The sequence below is a fragment of the Syntrophus aciditrophicus SB genome (genome assembly GCF_000013405.1).
GTDB classification, from domain to species: domain Bacteria; phylum Desulfobacterota; class Syntrophia; order Syntrophales; family Syntrophaceae; genus Syntrophus; species Syntrophus aciditrophicus.
This window is the reverse complement of record NC_007759.1, coordinates 904,664-917,675: the sequence shown is the minus strand read 5'-3', so window position 1 is coordinate 917,675 and position 13,012 is coordinate 904,664. Positions and strand designations below refer to the sequence as shown.

10 protein-coding genes are annotated in these 13,012 nt (G+C 53.6%); 4 read left to right on the top strand and 6 right to left on the bottom strand.

Annotated elements, in window-relative coordinates:
• Window positions 1-13 precede the first annotated feature (13 nt).
• Both SYN_RS04215 and SYN_RS04210 read right to left on the bottom strand, forming a co-directional pair.
• A complete protein-coding gene (locus tag SYN_RS04215) occupies window positions 14-2,677 on the bottom strand; it encodes a cation-translocating P-type ATPase (protein WP_011416802.1) in 2,664 nt (887 codons plus the stop codon).
• Window positions 2,667-3,506, bottom strand: a complete 840-nt coding sequence (locus SYN_RS04210; RefSeq protein ID WP_011416801.1) for a universal stress protein — start codon at window positions 3,504-3,506, stop codon at window positions 2,667-2,669. Before SYN_RS04210 ends, SYN_RS04215 begins: the two co-directional genes overlap by 11 nt.
• Window positions 3,507-3,970: 464 nt before the next feature.
• Here SYN_RS04210 and SYN_RS15105 point away from each other — a divergent pair, with 464 nt between their 5' ends.
• A complete protein-coding gene (locus SYN_RS15105; RefSeq protein WP_011416799.1) occupies window positions 3,971-4,687 on the top strand; it encodes a Smr/MutS family protein in 717 nt (238 codons plus the stop codon).
• A 255-nt stretch (window positions 4,688-4,942) separates the two neighbouring features.
• Here SYN_RS15105 and SYN_RS04200 read toward each other — a convergent pair whose 3' ends face one another.
• Window positions 4,943-5,617 (bottom strand): phosphoribosylanthranilate isomerase, encoded by a 675-nt coding sequence (locus SYN_RS04200; RefSeq protein WP_202943586.1) that lies wholly within the window; start codon window positions 5,615-5,617, stop codon window positions 4,943-4,945.
• A gap of 344 nt (window positions 5,618-5,961) precedes the next feature.
• On the opposite strand from SYN_RS04200, the gene SYN_RS16480 reads away from it, so the two are divergent.
• A complete protein-coding gene (locus tag SYN_RS16480) occupies window positions 5,962-7,269 on the top strand; it encodes an OmpA family protein (protein ID WP_011416797.1) in 1,308 nt (435 codons plus the stop codon).
• A gap of 222 nt (window positions 7,270-7,491) precedes the next feature.
• Here SYN_RS16480 and rmuC read toward each other — a convergent pair whose 3' ends face one another.
• The 3 genes from rmuC to SYN_RS04180 all read right to left on the bottom strand — a co-directional run bounded on the left by rmuC (window position 7,492) and on the right by SYN_RS04180 (window position 10,364).
• Window positions 7,492-8,757, bottom strand: a complete 1,266-nt coding sequence (rmuC, locus tag SYN_RS04190) for a DNA recombination protein RmuC (protein ID WP_011416796.1) — start codon at window positions 8,755-8,757, stop codon at window positions 7,492-7,494.
• Between the two features lie 109 nt (window positions 8,758-8,866).
• On the bottom strand, window positions 8,867-9,520 hold the full coding sequence (locus tag SYN_RS04185; protein ID WP_049749897.1) for a CAP domain-containing protein: 654 nt from the start codon (window positions 9,518-9,520) through the stop codon (window positions 8,867-8,869).
• Window positions 9,521-9,551: 31 nt separating this feature from the next.
• The gene (locus SYN_RS04180; RefSeq protein ID WP_011416794.1) at window positions 9,552-10,364 is read right to left on the bottom strand and encodes an SAM hydrolase/SAM-dependent halogenase family protein; all 813 of its coding nucleotides are present in this window, start codon (window positions 10,362-10,364) and stop codon (window positions 9,552-9,554) included.
• A 303-nt stretch (window positions 10,365-10,667) separates the two neighbouring features.
• Between SYN_RS04180 and SYN_RS04175 the strand changes: the two genes are divergently transcribed.
• Together SYN_RS04175 and SYN_RS04170 are read left to right on the top strand one after the other, a co-directional pair.
• Window positions 10,668-11,975: a S41 family peptidase gene (locus SYN_RS04175; RefSeq protein WP_011416793.1), complete on the top strand. Its 1,308-nt coding sequence runs from the start codon at window positions 10,668-10,670 to the stop codon at window positions 11,973-11,975.
• 15 nt (window positions 11,976-11,990) lie between these two features.
• The gene (locus SYN_RS04170) at window positions 11,991-12,995 is read left to right on the top strand and encodes a divergent polysaccharide deacetylase family protein (protein WP_011416792.1); all 1,005 of its coding nucleotides are present in this window, start codon (window positions 11,991-11,993) and stop codon (window positions 12,993-12,995) included.
• Window positions 12,996-13,012: the final 17 nt, after the last annotated feature.

Below are 13,012 nucleotides of genomic sequence, written 5' to 3'. Positions count from 1 at the left end.
AACGGCGGGGATTTCAGGACGCGGGATTTCTTCGCAGGCGATGCGCAAGAAGTTTTCTTGCTTCCTCGCCGAAGAGCAGAAGCAGGGCAAAAGGGATCAGAGCGAGCCAGGTTGCCGGTGAAAGGGGATGGGTAGAAAAGATCCTGTTTCCGAACGGAGAATAGACGATAAACAGCTGAAGGCACAGCTCAAAGGCGATGCCGATAAAGATGAAGCCGTTCGAAAAGAACCCCAGACTCCGCACGGACTCCGCAGCCGATCGGCATGCGAAGACATTGCCGATCTGGGAGATGATGATCGCGGTCAGGCAGGCTGTCGTGGCCTGCAGATAAAGCACATCGTTCTGGGGAAGCGCAGTTCCCCAGCTCCATCCCCCGCCGTAGAGGACGTAAAAGAATCCGAACATGCATGCTGCCGCTTCGATCGGGCCGAGGAAAAGGTAGGCACGGAAAAGAACCGATAAATTAAGGAGCCTTTCCTTCCTGCTTCTGGGCGGCTGCTTCATGACCGCCGGTGTCGGCTTTTCCGCACCAAGGGCCAGAGCGGGAAGCATGTCCGTACCAAGGTCAACCGCCAGGATCTGCATGATCGTCAGCGGCAGGGGAATCCGCAGAAGGATGTAAGCCAGGTAGGGCACTGCCTCGGGGATGTTCGAGGCGAAGATATAGGTGATGAATTTTCGAATGTTCTCATAAACGGCCCGGCCTTCTTCAACGGCGTTCACAATGGTGGCGAAGTTATCATCCAGCAGGATCATGTCGGAAGCCTCTTTCGCGACATCCGTTCCTGAGATGCCCATGGAAATGCCGATATCCGCCTTTTTCAATGCCGGAGCATCATTGACGCCGTCACCGGTCACGGCGACCCACTCCCCTTCCTCCTGCAGAATCGAGACCACCCTCATCTTGTGCTTCGGCGTCATGCGGGCAAAGATGATCTCCTTTGCGGAGAGTTTTTCCCGCAGTTCCCGGTCCTCCATCTTCACGAATTCCGGACCTTCGACCACGACCGGCTCTCCCCGGACAAGACCGATCTCCCGGGCAATCGCAACAGCCGTCCGGCTTCCATCCCCCGTGATCATGATGACCCTGATGCCGGCATCATGGCATTTTCGGATGGCCTCCGGCACTTCCGGCCTTGGCGGATCCTCGAGGCCGATGAGGCCGGCAAAGACAAGGTCCGCCTCCAGAGACGAGGAATCGGGGATGAGAAATGAACCCCCATGCTTCTTATACGCAAACGCCAGAACTCTGAGCCCCCTGTCCATGAGTTGATTATAGGCAGTCAATGCCTCTTCGCGAAAGCTCTCATCCACTTCCCGCTCGATGCCGTTGCGGAGCAATCGGCTGCAGAGGGGCAGGATGCTCTCCATGGCTCCTTTCGTATAGACATATTCACCATCGCCCGTTCTGTTCAGGGTCGTCATCCTCTTCCGGTCGGAATCGAAGGGAATTTCGAAGATGCGTTCCGCGCTCAGATCACCCAAGCGTTCCCTGCCCAGTCTGAGGAGCGCCGTCTCCGTCGGATCGCCTTTGTATTCATTGTCAGTGAACCGCGCATTGTTGCAGAAAAATGCCGTCTGCAGAAGCCGGTCATCGACCTGCGCCCGGAAATCTTCGGCAGCGAGGATCCGATCATCTTTCCACAGGGCCGATGCCGTCATGCTGTTTTGAGTGAGCGTCCCGGTCTTGTCGGTACAGACCACGGTGACACATCCCAGGGTCTCCGCGGAGGAGAGGTTCTTGATGAGGGCCTTCCTTTTTGCCATTCTCTGGCTGGCCATAGCCAGGGAAAGGGTGACCGTGGGCAGCAGACCCTCGGGGATGAGGGCGACGGTAATGCCGATGGCAAAAATGAAATTGCTCCAGAAGCTCCTGCCGATGACGAATCCCAGGACAAAGAAAAAGACGCCGACCAGGGCGGCGATGGTTGCCACAACGCGCGTCGCTTTAACGATCTCCTTCTGAAGCGGGCTGAGATCCTCCTGAACCGTGCTCGTCAGATGGGCGATCCGGCCGAATTCCGTACCCATTCCCGTGGCAAAGACCAGCGCCTTACCCGAGCCGCTTGTCACGCTGGTCCCGGCAAAGACAATATTGGGGCTCTCAAGAAGTTCGCCATCGGCAGGCAGAGCGTTCCGGAGACTGGCCTCGGACTCTCCCGTCAGCGAGGCATTATTGACCTTGAGCATGGAAACATCCAGCAGACGGGCATCGGCGGGAATTCTGTCGCCTTCGGAAAGCAGAATGATGTCACCGGGTACGACCTCGCGCGAAGGAATCTGGCTCTCTTTCCCTTCCCGGACAACCCGCACATAAAAGGGGAGGAGTTTTTTCAGGGCTTCCAGCGCTTTCTCCGCCCGGTATTCCTGGATGTACGTGAAAACGGCATTGATAAAAATAACGCCGACGATGGCAAAGCCCAGGGTTGCCATATCCTCCCCGGGATTCAGAGCGTCTGAGAGGAACGCGAGACCTGCGCCGACCCACAGGAGCAGGGCAAGGAAATGGGTAAACTGTCTCAGGAACCTGATCAAAAGGGAAGTTTTGCGCACTTCCCGGATTTCATTGAAGCCGCTTTCTGAAAGCCGTTTCGCGGCTTCTTCTTCCGAAAGGCCGTTTTCCGAGCTGACGAGCGCCCTGAGGGCATCCTCTTTCGAAAGGCTGTTAATCTTCATGGCGCGGCTTCAGGATGATGAGGTCGCAGGGCGTCTCTCTGAGAACCTCTTCGACAGGATTGCCCTGAATCAGGGATGCCCAGAGACTCCGTTCACTTGCTCCCATGATGATGAGGTCATGCCGTTTTGCAAAGGCCTCGATGGTGATATTTCTGGCGATCTTCCCCGGCAGGTGTCTCCCCTCGTGTTCGATATTCTGTTGCTGAAGGCACCTCATGAACTGCGAGATATCGTGGGACATGCGCTTTTCCCATTCAGGGGGGGTAAGGTGGATCTCACCGCTGAAAATCGTCTCAATGGGCCTGGGCGTGTGGAAGACATAAACTTTCGCTCCGAACGCCTTGGCCATGTGCGTCACGAAAGCGGCCCGTTCCCGGACATGGTCTATTCTTGCCTTGACCGGAACGAGTATCCTTCCGGGGCGCACCCTTCCGGAATGGGCGATGCGCACGAGGGCAACAGAGCACGGAAGTTGAAGCGAAAGGCTTCGGGCCACGGTGCCGGCGTAAAACCTTTTCTCGATATCCTCTCTCCTCGTTGAGGCAAAGACCATCCCGATCTTTTCACGCCGAACGATTTCTCCAATCTCACGGACCGGAATCCCTGTTGCTTCAATGCTTTCCGTATCGATGTCCAGCTCCAGAGCCTCATCAAAGAGCCGTTTGACCGCATCCTCGGCGGCATGACGGTTATGGGGGGACATACCTTCCTCCGCAATGAAGCAGATATAGAATTTAGCATGCAGCTCCTTCGCAAGGTTCATGGCATAGCGCGCCGTCACCTCGGAATTCAGATGCTCATTGACTGCGGCAAGGATTTTTTTATACATGGCATTGACAAAATATCTCTATAAGCCGGATCCGCTCCGTTGCATCTGAGATCTTCGAATCCGGCGGTAGAAAAATCCGGCAGTCCCGCAAAAATGATCTTCCGGACCATCTCCCCTGCTGTATCTGCATCCAACGGACGAGGCTATTTGTACTTCTGCAATCTTACTCGATAAACCGGTTTTATTTTACCCTGTGATACCGGGAATTACTAAGGGAAATTGGACAAATAAGAAAAAAGACTCATAAAAAAGGGGACGGATCGATCAACCGGCGATCTCATCTTTTCGGCGGTGATTCATGATCGTTAAGTTCCAGCCGGCATTCCGGCAACAGGGCTGTTTACACATCCAACGTCGTCAGTCAGTGCGTCGGGAAGAATTTCGGGGTGCCGCAAAACCATCTTGTCATCACTGGATAATTCCGGTATGGATAATCATCTCTGGAAAGATCAGGAGAGAAGACCATGGATTCTTCGCCTTCCATATTGACCTTCAACCCCTTCCGGAACATCAGCGTCCTGTTTCAGACTGAGGCATCCGCCCCATCCCCGAATCCGCAAACCTCACATCCCCGCCGCGACCTGGAAAACTCTGCACCCCGGGACTTTGAAACAGAACGACGCTATTTTCTTGATGCCATGAAGAAGGAAGGGGTAAAACCTTTCGTCTGGAACTGCTGCCGACCGGCAATCACGAAAAAACAGGCATGCTCATCGGCATCGGATGAGATTTCCGAAGTGCTTCTGCATCTTCATCACCTGATTGAAGCGGGAGAAGGTTTTCACGTTGCCAAAACTCCGGAATACATCGAAGGAACGGGGCTCTGCGTCCCGGCTTCCTATGCCTGGCGGCTCCATCGAGGCGATTTCTCCATTCAGGCGCACATTGATCTGCACGGCATGAATGTGAAGGAAGCCAGATCAGCCTTTAACGCATTTCTCAAAGAAGCGGTGTCTGCAGGAAAGCGGGCCGTTCTCATCATTCACGGACGCGGCCTTTCCTCGCCCGCGGAACCCGTATTGAAAAATGGCGTTCAGACCTGGCTTACTTCCCGGGCCTGGCGGAAATGGGTCATCGCTTATTCCAGCGCCCAATCCTTTGATGGCGGCGCCGGGGCCACCTACGTCCTCCTCCGGAACAACCCTCTCGCCGGAAGAAACAGAAAAAAACCTCACCGTTAAATTGGATAGCAGCCGCCGACACGGAATCGCGCTTTCTTGCGGGTCTCCATCCATCTGACTGTGACGCACAATTCCGGATACAGGATGATATAAAAACCGCGGGGCCAGTGCCACAGGCGTGCTGCAGCTTACACCGGAGAGCGGATATCAAATTCAATGCAAAGGGCGCCATCGATGTGAATTCGACATGAAAAACAGAGACACTGAACAAAACATCAGCATTCGCCCCGATATTTTCCTGACCCGATGGACGCCTCAAGGCAGTCTTTTCAGTTCGCGAAAGGCGGCCCTGGCTTCCGCCACAAAGGCTCGAACCCGCCCCTCGTCCTTGCGCCCGTCCGGTCCTTCAACGCCGGTGTGAGAATCCACCCCGGCGGGCCGCACCTCGAGGATTGCCTGTCGAACATTTTCCGGTCCCAGTCCTCCCGCAAGGATCAGGGGCTTCGGGGAACAATCCGCCAGCAGTCGGCTGATCTTCCAGTCATGCACTTTGCCCGTAGCCCCGCAGGCGCCCGTCTGCTGGTCCCAGGTGTCCGTGATGAAGGCATCGACCAGCCGCGCGTCACAGGAAGCAGTGGCGATCAGTTCCTTCTGATTGTTTCCTCTTACGATGAGACTTTTGATTACAGCCAGTTCCGGCGCATTTTGCCGCAACCGCAAAAGCTCCGTTATGGAGATGTTCCCATGAAGCTGCACAATCCGGACGCCCAGGATGCGACAGAGCCGGACAATCGAATCGGCCTTCTGCAGGTACGTAATCAGGACCGGCTCCACGGACGGCTTCAGGAGGGCAATGACCGCCGCCGCTTCGCGCTCGCTCAGATCCTCCCGGTGAACTGCAAGACGGAGGGGAAACCCCAGATGGGTCACTCCAGCGTCACCCATCATCAAGGCCTCTGCTGCATCCCTCACTCCCGCGATCTGAATCATGTTTTTGAAATCCTGCATAAAGGAAGTCCCCCCTGCTCATTTCTTTGTATTTTTTTAACGTTGCTCATCAGTCTTATTATTATTTTTTGATGCACAAAATCCTTTGAAAAGTTGAACAGCTCTACCACACAATAAATAATTATCTTTTAAGTCAAATAGATAGTCGTCATTAACATTATCGTTTATTTAGAAGGTGGAAGTTTAAGTCCGACATAAAATAACAGGCCTTTATTTCCAAAATGTTTCCATTTGACACATTTCCACAATGCCCTTATTATTCACAAATGTGAAAGGGTGTACCTGTTTACACATTACAAATTTTAGTTGCAGAAAGGAGAAAAATCATGTTCAGGAAAAGATTTTTAAAGATCCTCGTTCCTCTTGCCATGGTCGCGCTGCTCATCGGGTATGCCATGCCCGCTTTCAGTGCGGTCGACCTCAACCCAAAATTAGCGTCCGGTGAGTATGTTCAGAAAGTTGACACCTTCGAAGTCATCTTCGATGCAACGGAATCAATGAATGAAATTTATAAGGGCGGCAGCAAACTCAACCAGGAAAAAGCCCTTGTCACTCTTTTCAATGACACAATCCCCAACCTGAAACTGACCTCGGCAGCGCGTGCCTTTGGTGATTTTACAATGTTTGGGGGAGCTACATCAAAGTCTCTTTTCGCTCCCACAGCTTATAACAAATCACTCCTGCCGCAGGCCATTGCTCCTTTTACCCGGGGCAAAGGTTTCAGCCCTCTGGATGCCGGTCTTGAAGGCGCCACGGCCGACCTGCAATCCCAGACAGGCCGGATGGCCGTGATCGCGTTCAGCGACGGCGCGGACATGCAGAAATTCCAGCCCGTAGCCGCAGCGCAGAGAATGAAAAAGGCCTATGGCGACAGAGTGTGCATCTATACGGTTGTCCTTGGTGATAAGGCGGCCATGTGGAATTTTGGGGATAAAGCGGAAGGCATGAACATCATGAAGCAGGTTGCCGATGCCGGTGAGTGCGGTATCGTGGTAACGGGAGACAGCATCTCCTCTCCGGAAGGCATGGCTGCTTTTGTGGAAAAAGTGTTCCTGGACAAGGACAGCGATCGTGACGGTGTCGGGGATTCTGTGGACAAATGCCCCGATACGCCCCAAGGATGTCCGGTTGACAAAGATGGTTGCCCGCTCGACAGTGATGGCGACGGTGTGATCGATTGTCTGGACAAGTGTCCCGATACCCCCAAAGGCGTCGCGGTTGACAAAGATGGCTGCCCGCCGGTAGAGGAAAAGCGCCCTGAACCTGCGGCAGCGGTAGAACCCAAGGCGGAAGCGCCGGTCATGATGACCCTCCATATTCTGTTTGCATCCGATAAATACAACATTGAACCCAAATATGATTCGGAAATTCAGAAAGTTGCCGATTACATGAAGGCGAATCCGGACGTGACGGCGGTTGTTGCAGGTCATACGGACAGCACCCATTCCAATGCATACAACAAGAAACTTTCCCAGAACCGGGCGAACGCAGTCAAAACCGCTCTAGTTGAAAAATATGGCATCGATGCTTCCCGCATCGAAGCTGTCGGCTACGGTGAAGACAAACCGATCGCCACCAACAAAACGAAAGCGGGACGGCAGAAGAACCGGAGAGTCGTTGTTATGTTCAACTAAACCAGATAACCGTTAAATTTCAATCTTGAACGCCTGAAGTTCAGAAGGCCCCTCGATGAAGACACAGAGATCGAGGGGCCTTTCTTATTTCAGCAACGATCCTTCAATATTGACAATGACGACGCGGATTCTTGTAACGGTTCCACATGTCTCATGACCAGGTGCGCCTCAACGCCCTCTGAGCTGACGTTCCGCTGACCAGCCGGATCTTGGGAGTCGGCTTTATACCTCCGTATCGACCTTCAGCAAAACATCAGACTGACCTTCCGGAAGCTCCTGCACATCCTTCAGCTTCTTTCCGATGACCCGGGTCCGGGTCTGTGCCTTGTCCAGGGCATCCGATGCCTCATGGAGCTTCTTCTGAACCTTGTTCAGGATTTCACCGTACCTGGTCCATTCCGTCTTCACGGCAGCCAGGAGATTCCAGACTTCGCTGGACCGTTTCTGAATTGCCAGGGTTCTAAATCCCATCTGCAGACTGTTCAGAATCGACCAGAGAGTCGTGGGGCCGGCGATGACCACCCTCCATTCCCGCTGGAGAGTTTCAGTGAGACCGGTGCGGCGGGCCACCTCGGCAAAAAGTCCCTCCGTCGGCAGGAACAGGATGGCGAAATCCGTCGTCTGCGGGGGGTTGAGATACTTCTCGCAGATATCCCTGGCGCACTGGCGAATCCGGTTATCCAGATGTCTGGCGGCGATCTCCATGCTCTCCGTCTCCACTTTTTCCCGGGCATCCAGGAGGCGCAGATAATCCTCCATGGGGAACTTGGCATCGATGGGAAGCCAGACCGCCTCATCCTGCTCCTCGCCTCTCCCGGGAAGCTTGACGGCAAATTCGACGCGTTCTCCCCCTTCCTTCGTGGCCAGATTCGTCGCGTACTGATCGGGATGGAGGACTTGTTCCAGCATCGCCCCCAGCTGCACCTCTCCCCAGACGCCGCGGGTTTTGACATTACTCAGCACTTTTTTTAGATCACCGACGCCGGCAGCGAGGGTCTGCATCTCGCCCAATCCGCGATAGACCTGTTCGAGACGCTCACTGACCTGCCGGAAAGACTCGCCCAGACGCTGCTCCAGCGTCCCCTGCAGTTTTTCCTCCACGGTCGACCGCATCCTGTCGAGCTGAGCGGCGTTATCGATCTGAAGTGTCTGGAGCTTTTCCTCCACCGTGATTCTCATCGCGTCAAGTTTCCCCTCGTTTGTCCGGGTCAGGTCCATTAGCTGCTGATTAAGCGTATCCCCAACGCTCCTCAGGGCGCCGGCCAGCTCCTCTCTGGACTGCCGCTGGGCATGGGCCGATTCTTCCCGATTTCGGGAAATCTCTTCCCTGACGGCCCTCTCCGTCCGTTCATAATTCCGTTCGATGATTTGAAGCGCCTCGTCAACAGCCCCCGCATTGATGGAAACTTTGCGGAAAATCAGAACCAATTGAAGAATCACCCCGATCGCCGCCAGAACAAGTACAATAATAAGGGCATTGTTTATCATGAGCTCAATTCCTGATGTCTTTCAGTATGTTATTGCCATGGGCAGCCTATTCCCCTGACATCCCTGAGCTGCCGCGAAGAAATCCTGGTCAGGGCGCACCGCAGGCGGCCTAACAGAAATTCTGGGTGATCAGCACCTTGTCATCCGGTGAAACGGCGATTCCAATACCCTCCGTTTTCCAGAACGGCTGAAGGATATTCTTCCGATGTCCCGGGCTTTTCATCCATCCGGAAACAGTGGACCGGGCAATCTGTTCCAGGCTGTTCCAGTCATAAACAGTCCGGGTTGCACCCAAATTTCTGATGTAGGTGACGGAATCATAAAGATTGTTCTGAAAAAGATTTTCTCCCCCAAGGGTATAACGGCCTTTGCCCATCGGGATTCGACAGGCGAACCCCCGCCGCGTGTACCGGTGCTCAAAATTCCGTCCTTCAAGATCGTAATGGCTGAAATAGTTTTTCGAAGCCATGTCTCGACTGTGAAGCCGGGCGATCCGGTTGAGTTCGGAGCTCCAGCCCAGAGAATTCAAACCCCGTTTTTTCCGCTCCTCGTTGACGAGCTCATGGATCCTTTTTTCCAGGGCTTCAAGGCGTATGGCCGGTTTTGCCGCATCCGGTTTTTTCGCGAAGGCCTCCGCGGCGTTTCCTGATCTTCCGCTCATCAGGCTGAAGGACAGGATCGCAGAAAGACAGATGACGAGATAAACTGTCAAAAAGGCGGGAAGTTTTATTATTCTGAAGAGATCGGTCAGAGTTTGATTCATTAGCGTTGTCTTTCTGCAGCAGAGATTTGCCTCATTTCCGCGTCGATGTGACAAGCAGAACCTCAACAGGATCACCGACATTCATCGACAGCAGGACACGGGCGTTTCCGCTGTTTGCCGCGATTTCCAAAAACCCGTGGCTGCCCGCCAGAGCCAGCAGCACTCCGGAGGGAACATCTTCATAAGTCTTTTTCCCGGGGATTTCAAGATCGGCTGTCTTGATTTTCCACATCTTTCCTGCGACGAGGCTTCCGGGAATATTCGTAACCAGGTTGCCGAAAGCGTCGGCATACTGAATATTCCCGGAAAATCCGTCTTCAGTTTCCGCCCAGGCGGGAAGTTCCAGACGAACCAGCGTGTCGGGATCAATGGGCGTACCCAGCCTGGAGAGGGCTGCCCCTGAAGCCAGATGCGCGGCCGCGGGGGCGAAGATATCCCGCCCATGAAAGGTGAACTCGGGACGCACTGACAGCCAGAATTCGGATCGATCCAAAGCCACGGCGCTTTTCACGACCTTCTGCTGAAGAAGCCCGGTGAAAATCCCATTGTCAGGCCCGACCAGAACAGCCTCGGCCAGCGCGATGGCCACGGCCCTTCTCTCCGTACCCACTCCCGGATCGACAACAGCCACATGTATGGTTTCCTGCGGAAAGAAGGGGTAAGCCGTAAGCAGACAGAAACCGGCCGCCCGGATATCCTGTGGCGGGATGCCATGGGTCAGATCGATAATCCTCACGTTGGGAGCAATGCCGGCAATAACGCCCTTCATGACGCCCACATAGGCATCCCGAAGGCCGAAGTCCGTCAGAAGGGTGATGATCCGGCCGGGCGACTTCTTACTCATGCGCCTTGAATTCCCTTCCTTGTTCCGTTTTTTTTCGCAGTTCACAGAAAGCAGATCCTGCATCAGAAGGAAGCGAATCGGAACAATCCCGATGAAATAGAAAAAGTAATGGAAATTTAGATAAAAAAAGTGTTATTTTCAATAACTATCTGCTAGGCCGGAGAGGTTGATTTATCCATTCAAAAGTCCTGTTTACTCAGGACGTTTTTTATTGGGCGGGTTTGCACTTTTATTATAACCCTTCGAATGAATCGTCGACCATCCTGCAGGGAAAATGCATGAACACCAAATGTGGAGGTTTGAATGAACACATTTTTTAACAAACGGGTCCTGGGCGCGGTTTGTCTTTTCACCTTCCTGTTCCTATTGTGTTTTTCCGGCGACAGTCAGGTTTCCGCCCTGGATCGCGGCACTTACAAACAGCTCAAAGTATTCAGTGAAGTGCTCGATATTGTGGATAAAAATTATGTGGAAGCTGTCGATTCCAAGAAACTGATCCAGGGAGCGATCAACGGGATGATGAAGGTTCTGGATCCCCACAGCGCCTTCATGACAGAAGAAATGTACAGGGAGCTTGAGGTGGAAACAAAAGGATCCTTCGGCGGAATCGGCATTGAAATCACGGTACTGAAGGATGTGCTGACCGTCGTGTCCCCCATTGAAGACACCCCGGCTTTTCTGGCCGGCGTCAAGGCGGGAGATCAGATCATCAAGATCGACGGCCAACCGACCAAAGATATTACTATTATGGAGGCGGTCACCAAACTTCGCGGTCCCAAGGACAGCAAGGTCACCATCACCATCATGAGGGAAAGCCTTCCGAAACCCAAGGACATCGTCATCACACGGGCCATTATTCAGATCAAAAGCATCAAGTCCAGAATGCTGGAGGACTCGATTGGCTATGTCCGCATTTCCTCCTTCCAGGAGAGAACAGCCGACGACCTGAAAAGGGCGCTTCAGGAACTGCGGGGAAAGCAAACATCTCCCCTGCGGGGACTTGTCCTGGATATGCGGAATAATCCCGGTGGTTTGCTGACCCAGTCGATCGAGGTTTCCGATGCCTTTTTAAGGGCAGGAACGATTGTCTCCACGAAAGGACGGATCAAGAGCGTGGAAAGCCGGGCCGTCGCGAAAGACGACGGCAACGAGGTGAATTGTCCTATCGTTGTGCTCGTCAATGAGGGAACGGCCAGTGCCGCGGAGATCGTTTCCGGTGCGCTTCAGGACAATGGGCGGGCTTTGATTCTAGGCACCCAGACGTTCGGCAAGGGCTCCGTGCAGACCGTCATTCCCCTTGAAGAAGGCGCCGCATTGAAATTGACGACGGCCAAGTATTATACCCCTGGAGGGCGCTCCATCCAGGCCGAGGGCATAACCCCTGACATCACCGTAAAGTATATCAAACCCGCGGAAGAGAATGGCGAGGGAAACAACGCAGTCAGGGAACGGGACCTTAAAGGCCATATCAAGGGTGTCGACAATGAAACAAAGAAACCGCTGGAACTGCAGAAACGGGTTTTTGATGACGTGTCCCAGGACAATCAGTTAAAGGCGGCCGTAGATATACTGAAAAGCTGGGACGTTTTTCAGGGTTCCAGAAAGATATAGAATAAGGTAAGCGGATTGCATCATAAAAAAAAGAATCCATCTCGACAGAATAACAGAGAAGGGACAGGTTTTATAAAAAATCTGAAACGTTCGCTCATTCTGTTGATCCTCATCGTTGCGGGGGCGATTTTTTACGAGGTCTATTTCGATCGCCCGCAGGAAGAAACAAGGCCGCCCGAGATCACCCGATCCATCCCGGAGCATCGCGGTGAAAAGCATCGGATTGAGCCCGGGGAAATTCCGTTGCCGGTTCCGGAAAGACCGGTTACGGAAGCACCCGGAACGGAAAAACCTGTACCACCACCAACTGAAAAAGCAACCCCGACCACGAAGGCGCCGAAGGAACGCGTCTCCGGGTTGCGGATTGCAATTCTCATCGACGATATAGGAGCAGATCTATCCCCGGTGAAAAATCTTCTGAAGATTGAAGCTCCGATCAGTTTCGCTGTTCTGCCTCACATGCCCCGCGGGGCTGCGGCAGCCGACATGATCCATAAAGCGGGCAGGGACGTCCTTCTCCATCTGCCGATGGAACCACGGTCTTATCCAAAGGAAAAGCCCGGCCCCGGGGCTCTTCTGACGACGATGGATGACTCGGAGCTTCGAAAGGTCCTCACCGGAAATCTTGACGCCGTTCCTCACATTTCCGGAGTCAACAATCATATGGGCTCCCTGTTCACGGAAGATGAAGAGAAACTGGCCATTGTCATGGCAGAACTCGAAAAAAGAGGGCTTTTTTTCATCGACAGCCGGACGACACCGTACTCAAAGGCCGCAAAGGTTTCTCAGGACATCGGGATTCCCTTTGCCTCCAGACGGATTTTCATCGACAATGGGCAGGATTATACAAAAACATGTCAAATCCTGCTGGATGTCCTCAATAAAACGAAAGACGGGAATTCCACCCTGCTCCTCATTGGCCATCCTTACCCCAATACCGTTTCGGCCCTGGCGAAGATTGTTCCGGAATTGAAATCCCGGGGGGTTGAAGTGGTTTCGGTGTCCAGCATGGTACGGTAAAAAGGCCGCTCGGCCGA

Bases quoted from the DNA above. Each gene is read 5' to 3' on its own strand.
- rmuC (WP_011416796.1), bottom strand. From the start codon at position 8,757: ATGATAAACAATGCCCTTATTATTGTACTTGTTCTGGCGGCGATCGGG.
- SYN_RS04180 (WP_011416794.1), bottom strand. From the start codon at position 10,364: ATGAGTAAGAAGTCGCCCGGCCGGATCATCACCCTTCTGACGGACTTC.
- SYN_RS15105 (WP_011416799.1), top strand. From the start codon at position 3,971: ATGGATTCTTCGCCTTCCATATTGACCTTCAACCCCTTCCGGAACATC.
- SYN_RS04210 (WP_011416801.1), bottom strand. From the start codon at position 3,506: ATGTATAAAAAAATCCTTGCCGCAGTCAATGAGCATCTGAATTCCGAG.
- SYN_RS16480 (WP_011416797.1), top strand. From the start codon at position 5,962: ATGTTCAGGAAAAGATTTTTAAAGATCCTCGTTCCTCTTGCCATGGTC.
- SYN_RS04200 (WP_202943586.1), bottom strand. From the start codon at position 5,617: ATGATTCAGATCGCGGGAGTGAGGGATGCAGCAGAGGCCTTGATGATG.
- SYN_RS04185 (WP_049749897.1), bottom strand. From the start codon at position 9,520: ATGAATCAAACTCTGACCGATCTCTTCAGAATAATAAAACTTCCCGCC.
- SYN_RS04175 (WP_011416793.1), top strand. From the start codon at position 10,668: ATGAACACATTTTTTAACAAACGGGTCCTGGGCGCGGTTTGTCTTTTC.
- SYN_RS04215 (WP_011416802.1), bottom strand. From the start codon at position 2,677: ATGAAGATTAACAGCCTTTCGAAAGAGGATGCCCTCAGGGCGCTCGTC.